The organism is Rhodococcus sp. 11-3 (assembly GCF_023704055.1).
In the GTDB taxonomy this organism is placed as follows: domain Bacteria; phylum Actinomycetota; class Actinomycetes; order Mycobacteriales; family Mycobacteriaceae; genus Rhodococcus; species Rhodococcus aetherivorans.
Window position 1 is genome coordinate 2,290,613 of record NZ_CP080406.1, and the last position, 21,979, is coordinate 2,312,591.

The 21,979-nt window shown below is 71.9% G+C and carries 16 protein-coding genes; 8 read left to right on the forward strand and 8 right to left on the reverse strand.

Translation table 11 applies throughout. The annotated features are described in order from the left end of the window. Window positions 1-16: 16 nt before the first annotated feature. Window positions 17-2,104 carry an elongation factor G-like protein EF-G2 gene (locus tag KZJ41_RS10985; protein WP_050034996.1) on the reverse strand — a complete coding sequence of 696 codons (2,088 nt, stop codon included), beginning with the start codon at window positions 2,102-2,104 and terminating at the stop codon, window positions 17-19. A 147-nt stretch (window positions 2,105-2,251) separates the two neighbouring features. Between KZJ41_RS10985 and KZJ41_RS10990 the strand changes: the two genes are divergently transcribed. The 3 genes from KZJ41_RS10990 (at window position 2,252) to KZJ41_RS11000 (ending at window position 5,413) form a co-directional block, all read left to right on the forward strand. Beyond that, window positions 2,252-3,325, forward strand: a complete 1,074-nt coding sequence (locus KZJ41_RS10990) for an alpha/beta hydrolase family protein (RefSeq protein ID WP_072634927.1) — start codon at window positions 2,252-2,254, stop codon at window positions 3,323-3,325. A gap of 95 nt (window positions 3,326-3,420) precedes the next feature. Continuing rightward, entirely contained in the window at window positions 3,421-4,845 is a 1,425-nt protein-coding gene (locus KZJ41_RS10995; protein WP_065922734.1) for an aldehyde dehydrogenase family protein, read from the forward strand. 94 nt (window positions 4,846-4,939) lie between these two features. After that, the gene (locus KZJ41_RS11000) at window positions 4,940-5,413 is read left to right on the forward strand and encodes a hypothetical protein (RefSeq protein WP_072634929.1); all 474 of its coding nucleotides are present in this window, start codon (window positions 4,940-4,942) and stop codon (window positions 5,411-5,413) included. 99 nt (window positions 5,414-5,512) lie between these two features. Here KZJ41_RS11000 and KZJ41_RS11005 read toward each other — a convergent pair whose 3' ends face one another. After that, window positions 5,513-5,812: a chorismate mutase gene (locus KZJ41_RS11005; RefSeq protein WP_006939464.1), complete on the reverse strand. Its 300-nt coding sequence runs from the start codon at window positions 5,810-5,812 to the stop codon at window positions 5,513-5,515. Between the two features lie 375 nt (window positions 5,813-6,187). Between KZJ41_RS11005 and KZJ41_RS11010 the strand changes: the two genes are divergently transcribed. Both KZJ41_RS11010 and KZJ41_RS11015 read left to right on the forward strand, forming a co-directional pair. Then, window positions 6,188-7,039: a hypothetical protein gene (locus tag KZJ41_RS11010; protein ID WP_251550772.1), complete on the forward strand. Its 852-nt coding sequence runs from the start codon at window positions 6,188-6,190 to the stop codon at window positions 7,037-7,039. Window positions 7,040-7,154: 115 nt separating this feature from the next. Beyond that, a complete protein-coding gene (locus KZJ41_RS11015; protein WP_102799870.1) occupies window positions 7,155-8,339 on the forward strand; it encodes a thiolase family protein in 1,185 nt (394 codons plus the stop codon). Between the two features lie 63 nt (window positions 8,340-8,402). Here KZJ41_RS11015 and KZJ41_RS11020 read toward each other — a convergent pair whose 3' ends face one another. Together KZJ41_RS11020 and KZJ41_RS11025 are read right to left on the reverse strand one after the other, a co-directional pair. Further along, window positions 8,403-9,959 (reverse strand): long-chain-fatty-acid--CoA ligase, encoded by a 1,557-nt coding sequence (locus KZJ41_RS11020; protein ID WP_102799852.1) that lies wholly within the window; start codon window positions 9,957-9,959, stop codon window positions 8,403-8,405. A 129-nt stretch (window positions 9,960-10,088) separates the two neighbouring features. Next, the gene (locus KZJ41_RS11025) at window positions 10,089-11,333 is read right to left on the reverse strand and encodes a hypothetical protein (RefSeq protein WP_373566479.1); all 1,245 of its coding nucleotides are present in this window, start codon (window positions 11,331-11,333) and stop codon (window positions 10,089-10,091) included. A gap of 223 nt (window positions 11,334-11,556) precedes the next feature. Here KZJ41_RS11025 and KZJ41_RS11030 point away from each other — a divergent pair, with 223 nt between their 5' ends. Then, window positions 11,557-12,051: a MarR family winged helix-turn-helix transcriptional regulator gene (locus KZJ41_RS11030; RefSeq protein WP_006939453.1), complete on the forward strand. Its 495-nt coding sequence runs from the start codon at window positions 11,557-11,559 to the stop codon at window positions 12,049-12,051. Continuing rightward, entirely contained in the window at window positions 12,044-13,834 is a 1,791-nt protein-coding gene (locus KZJ41_RS11035; protein WP_006939451.1) for a long-chain fatty acid--CoA ligase, read from the forward strand. The genes KZJ41_RS11030 and KZJ41_RS11035 overlap by 8 nt, the downstream gene beginning before the upstream one ends. Window positions 13,835-13,881: 47 nt before the next feature. Here KZJ41_RS11035 and malQ read toward each other — a convergent pair whose 3' ends face one another. From malQ to KZJ41_RS11050, 3 genes are read right to left on the reverse strand one after another with little or no spacing between them, the layout of a single operon-like run. Then, window positions 13,882-16,017, reverse strand: a complete 2,136-nt coding sequence (malQ, locus tag KZJ41_RS11040; RefSeq protein ID WP_251550775.1) for a 4-alpha-glucanotransferase — start codon at window positions 16,015-16,017, stop codon at window positions 13,882-13,884. A 48-nt stretch (window positions 16,018-16,065) separates the two neighbouring features. Then, window positions 16,066-16,731: a response regulator transcription factor gene (locus KZJ41_RS11045; RefSeq protein WP_102799850.1), complete on the reverse strand. Its 666-nt coding sequence runs from the start codon at window positions 16,729-16,731 to the stop codon at window positions 16,066-16,068. Further along, window positions 16,728-18,494 carry an ATP-binding protein gene (locus KZJ41_RS11050; protein WP_251550777.1) on the reverse strand — a complete coding sequence of 589 codons (1,767 nt, stop codon included), beginning with the start codon at window positions 18,492-18,494 and terminating at the stop codon, window positions 16,728-16,730. Before KZJ41_RS11050 ends, KZJ41_RS11045 begins: the two co-directional genes overlap by 4 nt. A 268-nt stretch (window positions 18,495-18,762) precedes the next feature. Here KZJ41_RS11050 and KZJ41_RS11055 point away from each other — a divergent pair, with 268 nt between their 5' ends. After that, entirely contained in the window at window positions 18,763-20,415 is a 1,653-nt protein-coding gene (locus tag KZJ41_RS11055; protein WP_251550779.1) for a protein kinase, read from the forward strand. 84 nt (window positions 20,416-20,499) lie between these two features. Here the strand turns inward: KZJ41_RS11055 and KZJ41_RS11060 are convergent, their stop codons facing one another. Continuing rightward, window positions 20,500-21,885 (reverse strand): hypothetical protein, encoded by a 1,386-nt coding sequence (locus KZJ41_RS11060; RefSeq protein WP_102799847.1) that lies wholly within the window; start codon window positions 21,883-21,885, stop codon window positions 20,500-20,502. Window positions 21,886-21,979 lie beyond the last annotated feature (94 nt).

The following is a 21,979-nucleotide window of genomic DNA, read 5'->3' on the forward strand; positions in this document are numbered from 1 at the left end:
TCCGTCGCCGGACGCGTTACCGGCTTCCGCTGCGGGACTTGCCGTTCGACGTGGCCGTCTCCTGGCCGCCGGTGAACTGCGCCGCCACCGCGGCGGGCATCGCCTCGTAGCGCAGGTGCATCCGGGCGAACTCGGCGGTGCCCTGGGTGAGCGATCGCAGATCGACCGGGTAGCGGGCGAGTTCGAGCTCGGGGACCTCCGCGCGTAGCAGGGTCCTGCCCGGCTCGGCGCTCTCGGTGCCGAGGACCCGGCCGCGCCGGGCGGACAGGTCGCCGAGGACGGCGCCGAGGTACTCCTCGGGCAGGATCACCCGCACCGCGGCGACGGGTTCGAGCAGCTTGACCTCGGTGTGGGTGGCGGCGTCGCGCAGCGCCAGCCCGGCCGCGGTCTGGAACGCGGCGTCGGAGGAGTCCACCGAGTGTGCCTTGCCGTCGACGAGGGTGACGCGGACGTCGATGAGCGGGTTTCCGGTGGCCACACCCTTGGCGGCCTGCGCACGCACGCCCTTCTCGACGGACGGGAAGAACTGCCTGGGCACGGCGCCGCCGACGACGCGTTCGGCGAATTCGATGCCGCCGCCGATGGGCAGCGGTTCGACCTCGACGTCGCACACCGCGTACTGGCCGTGGCCGCCGGACTGTTTGACGAGGCGGCCGTGGCCCTTGGCGGGGGCCGCGAACGTCTCGCGCAGCGCCACCCGGTACGGGACGGCGTCGACGTTCACGCCGTGGCGGGTGCGCAGCCGGTCGAGGACGACCTCGGCGTGGGCCTCGCCCGTGCACCACAGCACGAGTTGGTGGGTGTCGGGGTTCTGCTCGAGACGCAGGGCGGGGTCCTCGGCGGTCAGCCGGGAGAGGGCCTGCGAGAGCTTGTCGTCGTCGCTGCGGCTGTGGGCCTCGACGGCCACGGGCAGCAGCGGCTCGGGCAGCGGCCAGCGGTCCAGCAGGGTCGATGCCCCCGCTTCGGAGAGGGTGTCGCCGGGCTGGGCGGTGACGAGCTTGGCGATGCACACCAGATCGCCGGCGACGGCCTCGGGCACCGGTCGCTGTTGCCGGCCGAACGGGCTGGTGAGGGTCGCGACGCGTTCGGTGGTGTCGTCGCCGGCGGACCCGGCCAGCCGGATCGTCGTGTCGGGGCGCAGCGTTCCGGAGAACACCCGCACCAGGCTGATGCGCCCGACGTAGGCGTCCCCGGCGACACGGATCACCTGCGCCGTCAACGGCGCCGCGGGATCGGCGGCGGGGGCGGGCGGACGACGGTGGGTGGGGTCGGGGAAGGCCATCGCGACGAGATCGAGCAGTTCGGCGGCGCCGACCCCGTAGTCGGTGGTGGCGAGCGCGGGATGCAGTGCACAGTCGACGATCTCGTGCCGCAGCCCCTCGTCGAGGGATTCGGTGTCGAGGGCCTCGCCGGCGAGGTAGCGCTCCATGAGCGTGTCGTCCTGGCCGGAGATCGCCTCGACGAGGCTCTCGCGCGCGGCGCCGGTGTCCGGCACGGCGGCGGGATGGCCGTAGCCGCGGCCGGTGAGCAGATCGATCGAGCCGCACGGGCGGCCGCCGTCGAAGACCGGCACGTACACGGGGCGCAGGGTGTCCGGCCCGAGGTCGAAGGCGTCGTGACAGGCGGTGAGCATCTCGTCGAAGTCCGTGCGGGCGACGTCGAGCTTGGAGACGACGATGGCGCGCGGGATCGCGGTCTCGGCGCATTCGCGCCACAGGGTGCGCGTGGCGGCGGAGATGGGATCTGTTGCGGAGACGACGAATACGGCCGCGTCGGCGGCGTGCAGTCCCGCGCGGACCTCGGCGTCGAAGTCCGGATGCCCGGGGGTGTCGATGATGTTGATCTTCACGCCGTTCCACTCGAGCGGCAGCACGGCCAGTTGCACCGAGCGGCGGTGCTGCTGCTCGATCGCCTCGTAGTCGGAGACGGTGGTGCCGTCGGCGGTGCGTCCGGCGCGGCCCACGGCGCCGGCGGCCAGGGCCAGGGATTCGGCGAGGGTGGTCTTGCCGACCCCGCTGCAACCGACGAGGACGACGTTGCGGAGCTGTGCGGGGCGCTCGACGGCGGGCGCCCGTTCGGTGCGTGCGGCAGAGCGGTCGGGCATCGGCGACTCCTCCCGTGGCCTGTGCCAAGTGTAGGAGGCGGTTCCGCCGCCGTGGCGTCTTTCGGGATCGGCGGCGGTCCGAAAAGACGCCACGGGGACGATGCTCGAGCTACTCTCAACCTGAACTTGAGGTTTAGGGAGGCCCTCGTGGTTGATGTTCAGCGCCCGGCACTCGTCCGCCTGTTCACGGCCGGGACGGCACTCGCCGCCGTCTCCGTGCTGGGGGCGGGGGTCGCCGTCGCGGCACCCGGCACCGGGTCGAATTCCGGCTCGTCGGTGCCGGCGGCCTTCCAGGAGGACCCCGGCCCCCTGCCGGAGCTGCGGAACATCGCGACACCGGCCATCGTGGGGGAGACCCCGATCTCCGACCGCGCCGTGCGGCTGACCGTCGCGAGCCCCGCCCTGCGCCGCGACGTGGGCGTCGAGGTCCTGCTGCCCGCCGACAACTCGGCCCCGCGCCCCACCCTGTACCTGCTCGACGGGGTCAGCGCCCGCAACCACACCAGCGGCTGGATGAACATCGGCGGCGCGCCCGCCTTCTTCGCAGACAAGAACGTCAACGTCGTCATGCCCAACGGCGGCCGCGGCAGCCTCTACAGCGACTGGCAGCAGTCCGACCCCAAGCTCGGCCTGAACAAGTGGGAAACCTTCCTCACCGAGGAGCTTCCGCCGCTGCTCGCCGCGCGGCTGAACAGCAACGGGGTCAACGCGATCGCCGGGAACTCGATGGGTGGGCAGGCGGCCATGATGCTCGCCCACCGGCACCCCGAGCTCTACCGGGGCGTCGCCGCCTTCAGCGGCTGCTACTCGACGGGCGACCTGCTCGGCAGCGCCGTCGTGCAGACCAGCACCTCGTCGCAGGGCGGCGACGTCGTGAACATGTGGGGCCCGCCCGGCAGCCGGGAGTGGGCCGAGCACGACACCGTCGCGCACGCCGAGAACCTCGCCGGCAAGGAGCTCTACCTGTCCGCCGCGACGGGCGTGCCCGGTCCCCACGAGACGCCCGAGACCCCGGACCTGGCGCGCACCCTCGTCGCCGGCGGCATCCTCGAGGCCGGCTCGCGGATGTGCACCCAGCGGCTCGAGGAACGCCTCGGCGCCCTGAAGATCCCCGTCACCGTCACCTACGAACCCGTCGGCGTGCACGCCTGGGGCTACTGGCGCGACCAGCTGCCCAAGGCGTGGCCGACGCTCCAGCGCGCCCTGGAGACCCGGCCCTGACGCGCCGCGACGGGGCTGGACCCGCTTCCCGCGGCCCGTCGGGGACGCGTCGTACGCTGCGTGTGAAGCACATCACTCGGCGGAGAAGGAACGATATGAACAACGTGCTCGACCGCACGAAGATCTACATCGGCGGCGAATGGGTGGACTCCGACGGCACCGGCCGGATCGACGTGATCGCCCCGGCCACCGAGGATGTCATCGCCGTCGTCGCCGAAGGCACGGCACAGGACGTGGACCGGGCCGTACGCGCGGCGCGGGCGGCGTTCCCGGCGTGGTCGGCGCTCACCGGCGCCGAACGCGGTGCCCACCTCGGCAAGGTCGCGGCCCTCATGGCCGAGCGCATCGACGATCTCGCCGCGCTGGTCTCCCGCGACATGGGCATGCCGGTGACGCTGGCCAAGCCGGTCCAGATCGGCATGCCGCTGAAGAACATCACCCGCTACGCCGAACTCGCCGCGACCTACGACTTCGACGCCGGCGAGGTGGGCAACGCCCTCATCGTGCGCGAGCCCATCGGTGTCGTCGGCGCCATCACGCCGTGGAACTACCCGCTGCACCAGGTGGTCCTGAAGGTGTTCGCCGCCCTCGCGGGTGGCTGCACCGTCGTGCTCAAGCCGACCGAGGTGGCGCCCCTGATCACCTACGCGCTCGTCGACATCTGCGACGAGGCGGGCCTGCCGCCCGGCGTGTTCAACCTCGTCAGCGGGTACGGGCCGGTGGTGGGGGAGGCCATCGCCGCGCATCCCGGCGTGGACATGGTCTCGTTCACCGGCTCCACCCGCGCCGGCAAGCGCGTCGCCGTCGTCGCCGCGGAGACGGTGAAGAAGGTGGCTCTCGAACTCGGCGGCAAGTCCGCCAACGTCATCCTCGACGACGCCGACCTGACCCGGGCCGTCACCGACGGCGTGGCCCAGTGCTTCCTGAACTCCGGGCAGACCTGTTCGGCACTGACCCGCATGCTCGTCCCCGCCGAGCGCATGAACGAGGTGGCCGCCCTCGCCGAGCAGGTCGCGCGGGCCTACACCGTCGGCGATCCTTCCGCGGCCACCACCCGGCTCGGCCCCCTGGTCAACGCCAACCAGTTCAAGCGCGTGCGGTCCTACATCGACCAGGGCATCGAGGAGGGCGCCGAACTGGTCCTCGACGGCCGCGAAACCGGCCTCGGCACCGGCTATTTCGTCGGGCCGACCGTGTTCGCGAACGTGACCGAGGACATGACGATCGCGCGCGAGGAGATCTTCGGTCCGGTCCTGTCGATCATCGGATACCGCGACGAGGACGACGCCGTGCGCATCGCCAACGACAGCGACTACGGGCTCTCCGGCGGGGTCTGGTCTGCCGATCGCGCCCGGGCCGAGCGGGTCGCACGACAGCTGCGCACCGGGCAGGTCTCCATCAACGGGGGCGCCTTCAACACCGACGCACCGTTCGGCGGTTACAAGCACTCCGGCGTCGGGCGCGAAGCCGGCGTCTTCGGTCTCGAAGAGTTCCTGGAGGTCAAGGCACTCCTGCGGTGACCGTATGGGGTACGTCACGTTCGGGTGCCGCATAACGATAGACGGGAAAACGGCATCGGTTTCCCCGACAGGGAAAGCGCGGAAGGAGCGGACGATGTACATCATGCCGCCGGACCCGAGTGGCGGGTCCGCGGGCAACCTGGACGTTCCCCCGCGTGGCCTGCGTGAGGTCATGGAAGGCCAGCTCCCGGACCTCGCGGCCTGCGCGCGGCTGCTGTCCGTCGGTTCCGAGCGCGCGGCCGCGGTCTTCGACCGGGCGCTGGCGCGTGCGGTCGCGACGTGGCGGGGCCCGATCGGTCCCGAACTCTGCGCGTACGCCGTGTCGTGGTTCGTGTACCTGTTGCACGCCGAGACGCCCGCGCATCGGCGTGCGGAAGGCTGCGGCGACGACGCCGTCCTGTTCTCGACGTTGCCGCCGGTCGAGCAGATCGCCCTCGTGCTCGGTGAGTTCGAGGAGCTGCCGCCGGCGGGCATCGCCGCCGTCGCCGGCCGCGCGTTCGCCGAGTTCGAGCTGGAGACGCCGCAGCCGGCCTGGGTGCGGGACGGCCTCCTGCACGCGAGGCGCTGACCGCCGTACCTGCGTTCGGGCGGCCACGGCTCTTCGGGTGGCAACGACGACGCGGCCCCCGCACCGATCCGGTGCGGGGGCCGCGCGAAGTCGTCGGGTCTAGGAGGACAGGCGGGTGCGTCCGAGGCGGAGCAGCGTCATCGCCAGGGTCTTGCCGTCGGCGCCGAGCTCGGCGAAACGGTCGAGGACCCGCATCTCGTGGTTCTGGGCCTGCCGCGCGGTCCCGGACTCCTTCGCAGCGATGCCCGCCCGGCGCGACAGCTCGCTGCGGCGCTCGATCGCCTCGAGGATCTGCGCATCGAGCGTCCCGATCTCGTCGAACAGTCGACCGAGGTCTTCCTGGGCCGAAACCACCTCGCGGGCGGACTCGAAGCCAGGCGAATCAAGCTGGACAGTCATGCAGATTCCTCCGGTCTCGTCTGGATCGTCGATGATTGTGTCGTTCCCGTCGGCGCCAGTGTTACTCATCCGTAGACAAGATTTTCGTGTCCCGCGTCCGGCGGCCAGCCAACACGAGTTGAACACCTTTTGAACTGGGCTTTATGTCCGTCCCGTGGCATTTGTGGCAATGGTCACACCGTCGGGTATCCGCCTCGTCGGGCCCCTCGGACGTAGGGTCGAAGGTCCCTTCTCCGCCGTGGACGCCCGCCCCGGCGCGTGTCGTGAACCACAATCCGCAGGCCCTGCGGTAGCGTTCCCCACCTACCGGCAACCGGTCGGGGCGGTGGGATCCCCGGCGCTTCCGGAAGGGGAACTCAGTGGGACGGGTGTTTTGTGCACGGCACCGATGAAGACGAGTCCGACGCCGTGCCGCTGATCCGCCCGGAGGAATGGCCGCCCCCGAGGTTCAGCGCCCGAGTCGCCGCCGCGATCGCCCTCGCCGGCGTCGTGATCCTCGTCTCGCTGTGGCGGGCTTGGGATGCCGGGCAGGCGGGAGCCTGGGCGGTGACCCGGTTCTTCCTCATCCTGTCCGGCCTGATGGCCCTCACGGCGCTCTTCGGATACGTGTACTGGCGTCCGCGCCGCGGCGACCCCGAGATCCGGTTCGTGGGGTCGCCGGACCGCGGGGTTACCGAGATCCGCGCTTCCGGCGCCGTCTTCCACCTGATGGGGGCGATGACGACGAGCGCGGCGTTGCTCGCCCTCGGCGCGGCCGTCGAGATAGTCCTGTTCGACGACGGCGTTCCGTGGGTGAGTGTGCTGCTCGCCGCCTTCGGGCTGCCCTGCGCGGCGTTCGTCGCGGAGGTGCTGCGCGGGGGGATCCGCCGAGGGGCGCTGCTGCTGACCCCGGACGGGATCCGGCAACGCGGCTGGACCATCGAGTCGTACCTGCCGTGGGTCTCGGTGGCCGGGGTGCACGCCGTCCATCACGGATTCCCCGAGATCTGGGTGCTGGGCACGCCGGCCGCCGCCTGGGCGCGACGACGGACCAGCCGGCTGTTCCGCCTGGACCGGTTGCCCCGCGAACCGGTGATCGAGGTCGACTCCCGCAAGTTCGACGGCGACCCGGTGCTGCTGTATCGGATGCTCGACTTCTACGCGAGAAATCCGCAGGCCCGGGCGGAGCTCGGGTCGGCCGCGGCGGCCGAGCGCGTGCACCGGGGCGACCTGAGCGACCCGGCCTGACGGCTGCCCGTCTTGCGCCGCAGTGCCACCCGACTGTGTTGCGGCTCACTGCTCCGGTATCGTCGTGGGCAAGAGATGGCACTCGGTGCCGTTCCTGCGAGAGATGGGACGTGAGATGAGCACTCCGGAACGGATCGTCATCGTCGACGGTGCGCGTACCCCGGTCGGCAGCTTCGGCGGCGCGTTCAAGGACGTACCGGCCCACGAACTCGGCGCGGCCGCCGCGAAGGCGGCCCTGCAGCGCGCCGGCGTGGCGGCCGAGGACATCGACGAGGTCGTCATGGGCTGCATCGGGCAGGTCGGCCCGGATGCCTACAACGCGCGTCGGGTCGCGCTGGCGGCGGGTCTGCCGGTCTCGGTGCCGGCGTACACCGTCAACCGGCTGTGCGGCTCGGGCCTGCAGGCGATCTGGTCGGCGGCGATGCAGATGCGCTGGGGCGGGGTGGATCTGGCCCTGGCCGGCGGCGACGAGAACATGTCCCGCATGCCGTTCTACGACTTCGGCGCCCGCTCCGGCTACAAGCTGGGCGACCGCACCCTCGTCGACGGCACCGTCGGGATGCTCACCGACCCGTTCCACGGCATCCACATGGGCGTCACCGCCGAGAACGTCGCCCGCGAGTACGGCATCAGCCGCGAGGCGCAGGACGAGTTCGCCGTCGAGTCGCAGCGCCGCGCGGCCACCGACGCCGCCCGCGCCGCGTTCGCCGAGGAGATCACCCCCGTCGAGATCGGCGGCCGCAAGCCCACCGTCGTCACCACCGACGAGCACCCCAAGCCCGACACCACCGTCGAGACCCTCGCGAAGCTGCGCCCGGCATTTCAGAAGGACGGCACGGTCACCGCCGGCAACGCCTCGGGCATCAACGACGGCGCCGGCGTCGTCGTCCTCGCCCGCGAGTCCGTCGCGCAGGAACGGGACCTGGGTGGGCTCGCGGTGATCGAGTCCGTCGCCACCGCCGCGCTCGAGCCGGAGCTGATGGGCTACGCGCCGGTCCTCGCCCTGCAGAAGCTGTTCGAGCAGACCGGCACCACCCCGGCCGACATCGACACCGTCGAGCTGAACGAGGCGTTCGCCTCGCAGGCCGTCGCCGTGATCCGCGACGCCAAGCTCGACCCGGCTAAGACCAACCCGTACGGCGGGGCGATCGCCCTCGGTCACGCGGTCGGCGCGACCGGCGGCATCCTGACCCTGCGGGTGGCCAAGGACCTCGTGCGCCGCGACCTCGAACTCGGCATCGTCACCATGTGCATCGGCGGCGGCCAGGCCCTGGCCGCCCTGCTGCGCCGGGTGCGCTGAGCCGGGCCGCTCCGCGGCCGGTGCGTCCTTTGGGCTGCTGCAGCAGCCCAAAGGCCGCACCGCTCAGATGGTCCGTTCGTGTCCGGCCCAGTAGGGGGCCCGCAGGGAGCGCTTGAGGATCTTCCCGGTGGGGTTGCGCGGCAGCATGTCGACGATGTCGATGGTCGCGGGGCACTTGAACTTCGCCAGGTGCCGGCGGGTGTAGTCGATGAGTTCCTGCTCGTCGGCCTTCTGGTCCGGGGCGAGCACCACCACCGCCTTGACCGTCTCGCCCCACTTCTCGTCCGGGACGCCGATGACCGCGACTTCGGCGACGGCCGGATGCTCGACGAGGACCCGCTCGACCTCCGGGCAGTACACGTTCTCGCCGCCGGTGATGATCATGTCCTTGAGCCGGTCCTCGATGAACACGAAGCCGCCGTCGTCGACCCGGCCCATGTCGCCGCTGCGCAGCCACCCGTCGGCCGTGATCGTCTCGGTCGTGGCGTCGGGCCGGTTCCAGTACCCGGGGGTGGTCTGCGCCGAGCGCCACCACAGTTCGCCGATCGCGCCCGGGGCCGCGTCCTCGCGCGTGGCCGGATCGACGATGCGCATCTCCACGCCGGGAATGGGGGTGCCGGCCGACGCCATCCGCGCCTCCTGCGCCGGATCGCGGTGCACCTCCGGCAGCAGCGCCGTGATCACCCCGGCGAGCTCGGTCATGCCGTACACCTGGACGAATTCGGTGTCCGGCCACGCGGCGAGCGCGCCGCGCAGCAGCGGCAGCGGCATCGGCGCGGCGCCGTAGGTGATGCGCTTGAGCCGGGAGAACGCCCCGATCGCGTGCGCTCCCGCGCCGAGGACGGCCGCTATTACCGGGGGCACCAGGAAGGCGATGTTCGCGCCGGCCGCGAGACCCGTGAACAGCGACGGCGCGTCCGCCTCCCGGGTGAACACGCACCGGCGGCCGTCGTGGATACCCATGATCGCGTAGCAGGTGCCGCCCACATGGAACAGCGGCATCGCCACGAGCAGGCAGTCACCCTCCGTGAACGGAAGCACCGCGAGCACGTCCTCGGAGTGCGCGAACAGGTTGCGGTGCGTCAGCTGCACACCCTTGGGCCGGCCGGTGGTGCCGGAACTGTAGAGCAGCAGCGCGGTGGTCTCGGGCGCGACGTCGGGCAGGGTCGCCGGCGCGGCCGCCGCGAGCCACGGCTCGAACTCGTCGTTCTCCCCGCCCACGACGACGATCTTCTGCACCGTGGACAGCCGGGGTCGCAGCGACTCGATCTCCTGCGCGAATTCCGCTCCCACGAACAGGATCCGGGCGCGCGAGTCGTTGATCACGTAGTCGAGCTCGTCGCCGGCGAGCCGGAAGTTCGGGATGGCGTTCGCCGCGCCGAGCGCGGAGGCGGCGAAGGTGACTTCGAGGCACGCGAGGTTGTTCTTGTCGACGAATGCGACGGTGTCGCCGGGTCCGACGCCGTCGGCGGCGAGGGCGCCGGCGAGGTGGCGCAGTCGCTCGTGCCACTGCGCCCAGGTGTGGGTGCGGTCGAGGTACTGCACCGCGACCTCGTCCGGTTTGGTCTGCGCCCAGTGCGCGACGCGGTCGAGGATGACGGACGGGGCGGGGACGGACATGCGTGAGCCTCCTGGGGGAACAGGTGCCGCCGTGTGGCGGGTGTCACACAGGTTATTGCCGGCGGGGCGTGGCGTCCCGGAATCGGACGTATCGCCGCCGGGCGGGTCCCGTGGTCCGGCTCCGCGAGGTCAGGGCAGGCAGGCGGCGTAGCCGCCGGCCTCGAAGGTGGCGGTGTCGCAGTACGCGGCCCGCGGGTAGTAGGGACCCATCGTCGCGGCCGGATCGCCGCCCTGTGCGGCCTGCACCGACTGCGGGTAGAACGCGTCGGCCGGCAGCATGTTCCGGTAGAGCAGAGTCTTCTTGGGGACCTCGGTCGAGCCCCACGGCAGCACCGTCACCGTCGGATCGGCCGTGGCGCGGGCGGGCACGTCCTGGGGCGCCGCGACGACGTAGGTGAACCAGCCCTCCGCGTCGGTCGCCGTCTCGAAGTCGGCCGCGCACGCGACGACCGGGTACGGGCTGACCTGGTCGTTCTGGCACATCGACCAGTACCGCACCTGGCGGCCGGGCGTGGTGACGGGTTCGCCGGCGCGGGTGTCGGGGAACGTGGGGGCCTTGCCGCGCACGACGAGGATCCGGCCCGGCTGGTACGTCAGCACGGAGCCGATGTACTTGTTGTCGCCGTTCGGGAACAACCCGGACGTGGTGGCCGGGCTGACGAAGGTCGCCTCGGGGTTGTTGCCGGGGAAGGCGCCGGACGCCGCGCCCTCGACGATGCGGTCGACGGCCGCCTCGGCGGCGCGCTCGACCGGTCCGCTGCCGTAGTCGGCGGGGTCGAAGTCGGAGCTGCACGTGGGCACCGGCACGGCGCGCCCACCCTGGTGCAGCGTCACGTCCGGTAGCGGGACCCCGCCGGTCGGGGAGGCCGGGTCGTCGGGCACATAGACCCGGACGATGAGGAATCCGGCCGGTGCGGTGGGCGACCCGCCGGTGGGCAGCGCGCCGATCTCGTTGCGGGCGTGGTCGGCCGGACCGGTGACGACGGTGGCGCTCCAGCGCCGGGCCGAGGCGGGCAGCCCCTCGGCGGCCGCGTCCGCGAACGGGTTCCCGCTGCCCGGATCGGGCGCGATCTGTGCGTCGCGCAGGGTGTCGACCGTGTCGAAGTTCGTTCCGTAGGTGTTGAGCGAGAAGTACCGGGCCGCCGGATAGGTGCCGTGCAGTTCGATGCTGTCGCCCGGGGCCAGCGCGTACGGCAGCACCCAGTAGGTGGCATCGACGTCGGGGAACGCGATGTCCAGCACGGTCGAGTCGGACCGGAACTGCCACGCGCACGAGCCGATGGGTTCCTGGGCCGCGGAGGTCGCGGGCGTCAGCAGTGCGTGCGCCGCCGCGAGCAGGCCGACGAGCACGGCGGTCCGTCGCCGGCCGCGCACGGCCGTCGCGGGATCGGGCTCGGCCGTCGAACGATCGGGTGCGGCCACGGGAACTCCTTCGCCGGGGGCCTGGTCCTGTCGCATCATCTGTACCGGAATCGGGCAGGCCGGGCCTGCGGTTCGGGGAAATTCGCGATCGACGCCGTGCGTCTCGGCGCGTCTGTGCGGTGCCGCGGGGAGAGGCGATTGGGGTGTCGAGCGGCACAGGGCTTACAGTTGCGTCGTGCAACACAAGCGGGAGGTTGCGGCGCAGTCCGCAGCGGCCGGTGTATCCGAGGTATACGACGAGTTCGTGTACCTGATTCGCCATCTCACAGCGGGGGAGCGCGCCCACGACGACGTGCTCTCGCTGGCGCAGCATTCGATGCTCGGCTTCATCGACCGCAACCCGGGCTGCCGAGCCACCGACATCTCGGATGCGTTCAGCGTGAATCGGTCGACCGTCTCCCGTCAGCTGCGCAGCTGCATCGACGCCGGGCTCGTCCAGGCGCAGGCCGGACCCACCCGGCTCGGCCACCCGCTCCGGCTCACCGACCGGGGCCGCGAGACCCTCGCCCGCACCGTCGCCGGACGTCACGACGAGATCCGCGCGGCGCTGACCGGCTGGGGCCAGGACGACATCGATCGGTTCGTCGACATGCTGCGCCGCTTCCGCCAGGGAGTGGAACACCGGTCCACTGCCCGCCCCGACCACAACGAGGGAGACGCTCGTGCGTGAGTACACCACCCCCGCCCAGTTCACCGTCGGCGACGACGAATCGGTCGTCCGCACGGTCTTCACGCACGCGGAGAAGACTCCGCACCGCGTGATGTACTCCCGCCCGGAGGGAGAGGACTGGGTCGCCGTCACCGCACGGCAATTCGCCGAGCAGGTCTCGGGGGTCGCCAAGGGCCTCGTCGCGGCGGGCGTGCAGCCCGGCGACCGGGTGGCCCTGCTGTCGGCCACCCGCTACGAGTGGGCGCTGTTCGACTACGCCATCTGGGCCGCCGGCGCCGCCACGGTGCCGATCTACGACTCCTCGTCCACCGAGCAGATCCGCTGGATCCTGCAGGACTCCGAGGCGGTCGTCGCCGTCGTCGAGACCGCGCGCCACGAGGCGCTGTTCGTCGACATGCCGGACACCCTGCGCCGCACCCTGCGGATCGAGGGCGGCGCCGTGGAGACGCTGATCGCCGAGGGCGCCGGCGTCGACGACGCCCAGCTGCAGGCCCGCCTCGACGGCATCCGCGCCGACGACCTCGCCTCGCTGGTGTACACCTCGGGCACCACCGGCCGGCCCAAGGGCTGCATGCTGACCCACCGCAACTTCTACAGCGAGGTCCGCGGCATCCTGACCGCCTCGATCGGTGAGGTGGCCAAGCCGGGCAGCCGGGTACTGACCTTCCTGCCGCTCGCGCACGTGCTGGCCCGTGCCGTCTCGCTGGCCGTCTTCGAAGGCGGTGCGGCGCAGGCGCACTGGTCGGACTTCGGCACGATCTCCGCCCAGTTCGAGCGCTACGCCCCGAACACCATCCTCGGCGTGCCGCGCGTCTTCGAGAAGGTGCGCGACGCCGCGGCGCGCAAGGCCGCGGCCGGCGGCAGGTTCAACGCGGCGATCTTCGCGTTCGCCGAGGAGACCGCCATCGCCTACAGCGAGTCGCTCGACCACGGCGGTCCGTCGTTCGTGCTCAAGGCCAAGCGCAACATGGCCGACAAGCTCGTCTACGCCAAGCTGCGGCAGGCGATGGGCGGCGAGTGCTGGTTCGCGATCTCCGGTGGTGGCGCCCTGAGTCCCCGTCTCGGCCACTTCTTCCGCGGCGTCGGCGTCCCGATCTACGAGGGCTACGGCCTGACCGAGAGCACCGCCGCGCACAGCGTGAACGTGCCCGGCGCCCAGAAGATCGGCACCGTCGGCCAGCCCATGGGCGGCAACAGCACCCGCATCGCCGACGACGGTGAGATCGAGCTGCGCGGCGGGGTCGTGTTCCAGGGCTACTGGCGCAACGAGAAGGCCACCGCCGAGGCCTTCCACGACGGCTGGTTCCGCACCGGCGATCTCGGCGAGATCGACGAGGACGGCTACGTGAGCATCACCGGCCGCAAGAAGGACCTCATCATCACCGCCGGCGGCAAGAACGTCTCGCCCGGGCCGCTCGAGGACCGGATGCGCTCGCACACGCTCGTCTCGCAGGCTGTGGTCGTCGGCGACGGGCGCAGCTTCATCACCGCGCTGCTCACCGTCGACCCCGAAGTGCTCGACAACTGGAAGGCCGAGAACGGGAAGGCGCCGACGGCCACCATCGCCGACCTGCGGCACGACCCGGCGCTGCACGACGCGCTGCAGTCCATCGTGGACGACGCCAACTCGATGGTCTCCCACGCCGAGGCCATCAAGAAGTTCGTCATCCTAGACCGGGACCTCACCGAGGAGACCGGTGAGCTGACGCCGACGCTGAAGATCAAGCGCAACGTCGTGACTGAGCGCTTCGCCGCCGACATCGAGAGCATGTACGCGAAGTGACGCGCGGCCGGCCGCCGGGTTCGGAACCCGGCGGCCGGCCGAGACGCTCAGGCCTCGTCGGCTGCGGAGGGATCCGGGGCCGGCGCCACAGCGGCGAGCAGGGCCGCGAACCGCTCGTTGCCGGGCAGATCGTCGAGCAGCACGGTCCGGCCCTTCTCGTCGGCCAGCGGGATCCGCCAGTTGGGGTACTCGTCGGTCGTGCCCGGCTGATTCTGGCTGCGCCGCTCACCGACCGCGTCGGCCAGCGACACCCCGATCAGCGCCGACGGGCTCGCCGCGACGAACCGGTGCAGTGCCTCGACGGTCCGCTGCTCGTCGGCGTCCTCGTCGAGCAGTTCGCGCTCCCGCAGCACCGCCAGCACGGCGTCGCGTTCGGCGGCCGCGTCGGCGGCCTCGGTCTCCAGGTCCCGTTCGAGCAGACCCAGCTCGGACCGCAGCGTGATGTGTTCTCCGGCAAGGAAACCCGCCGTCGGTGGCAGGTCGTGCGTGGTGACCGACGTCAGGCACAGCTCCCGGTAGCTCTCCGGGGGCCGGGGGTCGTCGCCGTCGCGCTCGAACCACAGGATCGACGTCCCGGCGATGCCGCGGCGGGACAGGTACTCCTGCACCCAGCTCTCGAACACGCCGAGGTCCTCGCCGATCAGCACGGCGTCGGCCCGGTGCGCCTCGAGCGCCAGGATCCCGATGAGGGCCTCGTGGTCGTACGTGACGTACGTGCCCTGATCGGGCGTGCAGCCCTCGGGAATCCACCAGGTGCGGAACAGGCCCAGGATGTGGTCCACCCGCAGGCCGCCGGCGTGGCGCAGCGCGGTGCGCACCACGTCGCGGTAGGGCCGGTAGCCGAGCTCCGCGAGCCGGACCGGATGCCAGGGCGGCTGGGTCCAGTCCTGACCCTGCCGGTTGAAGTCGTCCGGCGGCGCACCGACCGTCATGTCGCGGATCAGGGCGTCGCCGAGCGTCCAGGCGTCGGCGCCGTCGGGACGGACACCCACCGCGAGGTCGTGCACGATGCCGACGTCCATGCCGGCGGCACGCGCCGCGGACTGCGCCTCGGCGAGCTGCTCGTCGCACAGCCACTGCAACCAGCAGTGGAACTCGATGCGCTCGGCCAGCTTGGTGCGCTGCCGCGCGACGTACGGCGCGTCGGGGGTCGCCGCCAGGGTCTCCCAGCGGGCGCTGCGATCGCCGAACTTCTCGCTGAGCGCGCACCACAACGCGAAATCGGTCAGCGCGTCCCCGCCCGCGGCGCGGAACGCGTCGAACTCCGCCTGCCGCGCCGGGCTGCGCGGCACCCGGAACACGTGCCCGAGCACGTCCAGCTTGGCCCGGAACGCGGCGTCCCGGTCGATGCGCTTGTCCTTGCGGTTCGACTTGGCGAACTTCGCGGCGTACGCCTCGAGCGTCTTGCGGTGCTTGCGCGGCAGGAACGCCGCCTCGCGGATGTTCTCCACCCGCAGATAGATCGGGTGGACGAACCGCCGCGAGCTCGGCAGGTACGGCGACGGCTCGAGCGGCGGCTCCGGCTCGCCCGCGTGGACGGGATTGACGAGCACGAAGTCACCGCCGTCCACCGAGGCGGCGATCGCGGCGAGGTCCGCCAGGTCCGCGAAGTCGCCGACGCCCCACGACCGCTTCGACCGCACCGAGTACAACTGCGCGGCCAGGCCCCGGCGACGTCGCTCGAGGAGCCGGTCGGCGGTGCCGAGACGCGCGGGTGTCACCACCAGGGTGGTCTCGGCCTCGGTGTCGTCGCTGCGGGCGTGCAGGGTGTGCCACCCGAGCGGCAGGTCCGGGACGGCGAACGTCGCGCGGCCGACGAGCCGGCCGTCGACCTCCCGCGGATCGACCCACACGTCGCGCTGCGCGACGTCGACGACGTCGCCGTCCTCGGTGCACACCTGCACCTGCACCGCAGTGCCGTGCGGCACGTGCACGGGGAAGGTGCGCTCCTCGCCCTGCACGACCACCAGGACGGGTGGCAGCATGCGCCGCCACGGCTCGTTCGGCAGATCCGCGAGGACGGCGTCGATCTCCGCCTCGGTGCCCGCGGACACGCCCAGCGAGGCCAGGACCCGGCGCAACGTGTCGTCGCTCGCGTAGTGGTCCTGCTTGTCCCACCCCACATACGAGGTGGCGATCCCGAATTGCTCGGCCAGTTCCCGCAGCTTCACCGTCGATGTCACGACACCCGATCATGCCAGGTCGCGGACCACTCGGCAGACCCGGCGATGTCAGTTGCGGACTGCGGGGCCGAGGTAGGCGAGCACGGCCAGGACGCGGTGGTGGCCGTCGGGTTCGGGGGGCAGACCGAGCTTGTCGAAGACGGCGCGCACGTGCGCGCCGACGGTGCGTTCCCCGAGGGACAGGGCCGCTCCGATCGCCCGGTCCGAACGGCCTTCGACCAGGAGGGTGAGGACCTCCCGTTCCCGGGGGGACAGTTCGTCGAGGGCCACCCGGTCGCGGTGCGGCCGCGAGACCAACCGGCCGACCACGTCGGGATCGATCGCCGTTCCGCCCGCCGCGACGCGGTGCAGCGAGCCGAGGAACCCGTCGATGTCGGAGAGGCGGTCCTTGAGCAGATATCCCAGACCGGCCGTCCCGCCGGCGAAGACGTTCATGACGTTCTCGGTTTCCACGTACTGGGACAGCAGCAGCACGGCGGTGCCCGGGAAGCACCGGCGAATGGTGAGGGCGGCCTCGATGCCCTCGGTGGTGTGGGTGGGAGGCATCCGGATGTCGACGACGGCGAGGTCCGGGCGCTGCTCGCCGACCAGCCGCAGCAGGGCCTGCGCGTCCGCGGCCTGGCCGACCACCTCGATTCCCTCGTCGTGCAGCAGGCCGGTGATCCCCTCGCGGAGCACCGCGGAGTCGTCGGCGAGCACCACCCGGAGGTTCACGACGGCTCCCCGGATGTCCCGGTGGTGAGGGGAAGGGACAGCGTCAGCGTCGTTCCGCCCCCCACGGGACTGTGCACGATGAGCACCCCACCGAGGGCCGTGGCCCGGTCCGCCAGTCCGCTCAACCCACCGCCGGCGGTCAGCGTCGCACCGCCGCACCCGTCGTCGGTGACGACCATCCGCAGCATCCCGCCGTCCCGGCGAAGGTCGATCTCGATGTGGGTGGCGCCGGAGTGCTTGGTGGCGTTGGCCACCGCCTCGGCGGCGATGAAGTAGGCGGCGAGTTCGACAGAGGCGGGAGCCCGCACGGTGAGGGTGTCGACGATCTCCACCGGCAGCGGCGCGCGCTCGGCCAGGGCGGTCAGCGCGGCGGCGAGCCCGTGTTCCTGCAGCACCGGGGGATAGACACCCCGGGCCAGTTCCCGCAGTTCCACCAGCGCCGAGTCCAGTTCGGCCGTGCCCTCGTCGAGCAGCTCCTGCTTGCGCTCCGGCTGGGATGCCCGCTGCGCACGCCGCAACAGGATCGTCGCGGCAACCAGGCGTTGCTGCGCACCGTCGTGCAGGTTGCGTTCGAGCCGCCGCCGTTGGGCGTCCCCGGCGGCGACGATCCGCTCCCGGGACCGGCGGACCTCGGCGAGCTGAGCCTGCAACTCGGACTGGAGGCGCTGGTTGTCCAGCGCGAGGGTCGCGGCGCTGCGCACCGCCGCGAGCAGTTGCGGCTGATGTCGCAGCGACCGGTCGTACACCAGCGCTCCGACCGGGACGCCGTCGCGTTCGAGGACGGTCGCCGCGCGGGGGTCGTCGTCGTCCGGCAGGCTCTGCGGCTGCCCGTTCGCGTCGAGATAGCTGTTCCACTGTGGTGACCACGACCACAGGATCAGGCCGGGGTCGCGCAGTGCCTTGCGCAGCGCGTGGACGAACTCGTCCCCGAGCGGGGCCGCACCGACCTCGATCATCACGTCGCTGACCGCGCTGCGCGCGACCCGGTAGCGCCACAACCCGACCAGCACCGCCACCGGAAACAGCGCGGTCGCCAGATAGCTCAGGTAGGCCGTCCACACGTTCCCCACGCCGGAAGACCGCGCCGTGACCAGCCCCGTTCCGATCACCGTGGCGAATCCGAGAATGCCGGCGATCCACAGGGGCGCGAACGCGGCCCGGTAGGCCGGGGACCCCGACCGCCAGCGGGCCAGCAGCACGCCGATCACGACCACACTGATGCCGATGGCAATTGCGCCGAAGACGAGCTGCAGCCCCCTGAAGATCGCCGGGTCGTCCCGGACCAGCAGCAGGTTGGGCGCGGTGAAGCGTTCTGTGCCGACCATCACGGAGGGGTTGTAGAACATCAGATCGAGCAGGACCGAGACCAGGAAGTACACATAGCAGCCCCCGACGAACCACCGTTCCCACCGCCGGTTCAATCGCCCCGTCGGAAAACCGAGCAGGATATGGATCAGCACCGGGAGATACATCACCGTCAGCGCCGCGCCCACGGTGAAGACGACCGGGTTGCGTGACGCACCGCCCCCCTTCACCAGCCACAGCACCCCGGCCAGCACCATCAGCCGTCCCGTGTTGTCGTCCGGGCGGCTCCGCCACGCGATGATGCCCGCCGCGACGAAGGCGACGCCGACCGCGGGGAAGGCGACCAGTTCCGCCGGGCCGACGGGCGGACCGCCGGGCCAATCGAGCGACACCACCACCACCGCGACCACCAGCAGGGTGGTCACGGCGACGATGGCCGGCACTGTTCGACGACTCACGACGAGGCCTCCGATCCTCGCTCCCAGCATCTCGCTCCCGGCCCCGCCGGACCACCGTGCTGGCACTGTTCGACCATCTCGGCCGTCACGTGATTCGGCGGCAGCGCCTGCACGGGGCTCCGTACCGTGCCTGCACGGAGCCCCGGCCGGTGTCTGCACGGTGCGCTCCGCGCCGGACCGGCGCCAGGTCGGCGGACAACCGCGCGCCGCAGCGGTTCCGCCGACGATCCCCGAGGGGTTGAATAGAGGAGGTGGGCCGCTTCGGGAGGTGGTGGCGGTGACGGGGAACGGGGCTCCCGGGCCGGGTTCGGTATTTGCCGGGTACACCATCGAGCGGCTGCTCGGCGCGGGCGGCATGGGTTCGATCTACCTGGCGCAGCACCCGCACCTGCCGCGCAAGGTGGCCCTCAAACTTCTCCACCCCGCCCTGACCGCCGACGACAGCGTCAAGGCCCGCTTCGAACTCGAGGCCGACCATGCCGCGCGCCTCGAGCACTCCAACATCGTCCAGGTCTACGACCGCGGCTGCGAGGACGGCCGGCTCTGGATCGCCATGCAGTACGTCCCCGGCACCAACGCCGCCGCGCTGCTCGGCCACGGGCCCGTCCCGCCCGAGCGGGCAGTCCACATCGTCTCCGAGATCGGCAAGGCCCTCGACTACGCCCACCAGGCCGGGGTGCTGCACCGGGACGTGAAGCCGACGAACATCCTGCTCGCCGAACCCGCCGGCCCGGGCGAACCCGAACGGGTCCTGCTCACCGATTTCGGCATCGCCAAGGCCCTCGACGAGGCGGGCGGGCTCACCCGCACGGGGATGTTCGTCGGCAGCCTGCAGAATGCCGCACCCGAGCAGTTCGACACCACCGCCGCGCTCGACCACCGCACCGACATCTACTCGCTCGGCTGCACCCTCTACCACCTGCTCACCGGCCGGCCCCCGTATTCCGGCGACACCCTGGCGAAGCTGTGGCACGGGCATGTCCGCAGCCCGATACCCCGGCCGAGCGAGGCCCGGCCCGACCTGCCGAAGGCGTTCGACGCCGTCGTCGCGGGTGCCCTCGCGAAGGACCGCGACGACCGCTACGACACCTGCAGGGAACTCACCGCCGCCGCCCGGAACGCCCTCACGTCCGAGACCACGACCACCGTCCCCGCGCCGGCAGCCGACGACACCCTGGCCCGGACGGTGGCGGTGGACGCCGCGTCACCGAGCAGGGTCGCCGCGACGCGGCGCGCGACGCGGCGCGGCGACAGCGCGGCACCCCTGCGGGTGGTGCTCGCCGACGACTCCGTGCTGCTGCGCGAGGGTATCGCCCGGCTGCTGTGCGACGAGGGGATCGACGTCGTCGGCGAGGCCGGCGACGCCGCCACCCTGCTCGGTCTCGTCGCCGACGAGCGGCCCGACGTCGCCGTCGTCGACATCCGGATGCCGCCGACCCACACCACCGAGGGAATCGTCGCCGCGGCGGCCATCCGTGCCGACCACCCGGACACCGCGGTGGTACTGCTGTCGCAGTACGTGGAAACCGACCACGTCATGAATCTGCTCGCCGACGGGGCCGCCGGCCTGGGCTACCTGCTCAAGGATCGGGTCGCCGACATCGACGAGTTCGTCGACACCCTGCACCGGGTCGCCGAGGGCGGCTCGGCCATCGACCCCAGCGTGGTGAGCCGGATGGTGGCCCGGCCCCACCGCGACAGCCGTCCCATCGACACGCTGTCCACCCGCGAACGCGAGGTCCTCAGCCTCATGGCCGAGGGCCGCTCGAACCGGGCGATCGGGGCGGCCCTGTTCCTCGGAGAACGCACCGTCGAGGCGCACGTCCGGGCGATCTTCCTCAAGCTCGGTCTGCACCCCGAACCCGAGGACCACCGACGCGTCCTGGCCGTGCTCAAGCATCTCGAGGCGACCACCCCGTGAACCACCCCGGCTGCCGAGGGCCACGCCGGGTGCCCGCGCTGCGGCCGCGCCGTCCCGCGGAAACGGCTCGCCCGCACGAGGCGCTCAGTCGGAGAGTTCGTCGAACAACGTCGGCTCGTCCGGGTTCTCGAACAGCTCGATCTGCTCGGGTGGGGACGGACGCGGCCGCCGCACGCGTGTCGTGGCGGTGCCCGCCGGGGGCACGAGCAGCCGCATCGCTGCGGTGAGCGAGCGGCAGGTCAGCTCCCACTCCTGCGCCTTCGCCTCGGCGCGGGCGATGCCGGCGCCGTCTCCGGCCGCGGCACGCCCCATCGCCTCGGCCTGCCAGCAGACCTGCGCGTCCACGCTCATCCGCAGGAAACGCAGCAGCTGGTCCGGTTCGTCGCCGGCCATGCGGGCCACCGTCCGGGTCTCGACCTCCACCCGGCCGCCGAGATGGAGATCGCGCAGCGCCAGCAGCGTCGGCGGCAGGTCCTCCTCGGAGTCCGTCGTCCACGGCGGCAGCTCGTCCGGGGGCGGCGGCACACCGTCGTGGTCGGTCTCGTGCAGCAGCTCGCCGCCGAGGCGGGTGCCGAATGCCTCGTCCAGCCCCTCGAGGAACTGTGCGACGTGGTCGAGCGTGGTCAGCAGGTGGGCCGGCACGAACGGCGACGCGGGCAGGTGTGCCGCCACCGCGACCCGGTCCTCGACCAGCACGAACTTCAGGTGCGGCCACCGGCGGTTGAGGTCGGCGACGACCTCGGCGGCGCGGGTGCGCCCGGTGATGTTGTGGACGATCGGGGCGAACACGTCGACGGTGCGCTCGTGCGGCCCGACGCCGACGAACACGAGCAACCCCGCGACCCGCAACGCCAGGTCGCCGTCCTCGTCCCACAGCGGGACGTCTCCGATCCGCTCGCGCAGCGTCGACTCGATCAGCTCGCGCACGTGCTCCTCGCCCGCGGTCTCGACGGCGAGCGGAAGCGCGGCCGGCGGCGGCGTCTCCTCGGCGGGCGCGGGCAGGTCGAAGGCCGCCGCCCGGCCGGCGCCGAACGTCTCGGTGCGCAGGAACAGCGGATGCGGCACCCCCCACACCCGGCGCAGCGCCGTCACCGCGACGGCCGCGAGCTGGTCCGCCCACGCCGCGGGCCGGTCCATCCAGTAGGCGGGGGACCCGCCGTCCTCCGGGTCCTCCGGTCCCCGGGACGGTTCGCGCCAGCCGAGCTCGGCGAGCAGCGCCTCGTCGGCCGGGCGGAGGCGACGGTCGCCGCCGAGGTGGGCGTTGGACGGCACCTCGCACCGCACCTGGCCTGCACCCCACGCGTAGAACTGCACGCACGGTCCGGCGGGTCCGGTCTCCTCCTCGACGAGCGGCTCGAGGAGCAGCCCGTCGCCGTCGCACATCGACGCCACGTGATCGGCGAGCCGTGCCCGGAACTCGCTCCAGGACCGGTCGACGTCGCGGTCGAATCGGCTCTCGGTGTCGGTCACGATCCGCCCCCTTTCCCAGTGCTGCCGGACCAATCTGTGCCGGAGACACTAGTCGCGCCGTCCGACAGGTGCCCGGCTCGGCGCGGGTGGTGGT

Coding starts and splice junctions, on each gene's coding strand:
- KZJ41_RS10985 (WP_050034996.1), bottom strand. CDS start 2,104: ATGCCCGACCGCTCTGCCGCACGCACCGAACGGGCGCCCGCCGTCGAG.
- KZJ41_RS11000 (WP_072634929.1), top strand. CDS start 4,940: ATGTACATCATGCCGCCGGACCCGAGTGGCGGGTCCGCGGGCAACCTG.
- KZJ41_RS11020 (WP_102799852.1), bottom strand. CDS start 9,959: ATGTCCGTCCCCGCCCCGTCCGTCATCCTCGACCGCGTCGCGCACTGG.
- KZJ41_RS10995 (WP_065922734.1), top strand. CDS start 3,421: ATGAACAACGTGCTCGACCGCACGAAGATCTACATCGGCGGCGAATGG.
- KZJ41_RS11005 (WP_006939464.1), bottom strand. CDS start 5,812: ATGACTGTCCAGCTTGATTCGCCTGGCTTCGAGTCCGCCCGCGAGGTG.
- KZJ41_RS11015 (WP_102799870.1), top strand. CDS start 7,155: ATGAGCACTCCGGAACGGATCGTCATCGTCGACGGTGCGCGTACCCCG.